The sequence below is a fragment of the Bartonella sp. AP57NXGY genome (genome assembly GCF_042195805.1).
GTDB lineage: Bacteria > Pseudomonadota > Alphaproteobacteria > Rhizobiales > Rhizobiaceae > Bartonella.
Map to the genome: position 1 here is coordinate 1 of NZ_JBHIOZ010000607.1, position 608 is coordinate 608.

The 608-nt window shown below is 42.6% G+C and carries 1 protein-coding gene; it reads left to right on the top strand.

The window, feature by feature from the left end:
- Window positions 1-319: hypothetical protein (locus tag ACFIL8_RS12290; protein ID WP_375690049.1), on the top strand; the 319-nt coding region annotated here is incomplete at its 5' end.
- Window positions 320-608 lie beyond the last annotated feature (289 nt).

The window sequence follows — 608 nt, forward strand, 5'->3', positions numbered from 1 at the left end:
TATTGATCGTTGCGTAGACGATCAAAATTACACTTTAAGTGATAAAGTAATTTCAGAAGATTGGCAAGAAAAATCAAAAATTTTCTATTCTATTTATGCCATAAAACACTGCTCTTTGAAGGGGTGTGAAGAGCTAGAATATTTGAGGGCAGGCCTTGATTTGTTGAGCCTGATGAAGTGTTGTCGTTTGAGGGGGGTGTCTGAAGACTGTAAGGGTACTAGGCAAAAAGCTGGGTTCGTTTATAGACTATTGTTTATAGAGTGGTGCGGGGTGGTGAACCTTTCGTTGGCTTTGTTCTTTAAAGATGTAAAAGCGTAAAAACGTATATCCGTAAAAGTGAAGTGGGGGATTTATGGATTTATATATTGTGCGTGTTTTTGGTCACTTTGGGCTTTTGGGGGCGTGGAATGTGGTGCGAGAATTGGGGGAAGTGTCTTCGTGAATGGAAGTTTAGAGGAAGAGTGCTGTTAAGTTGTTAAGTGTGTGACGGGAGAGAAAAAGGGGAATGGAGGATGAAGAGAGTGCGCATGGATAGGGGGAGAGTGTGGGTAAGGCGTTGGTGCAAAGAGATGCGTGAAGGATGGCGGTTTTGGAGATAGGGCTTGAT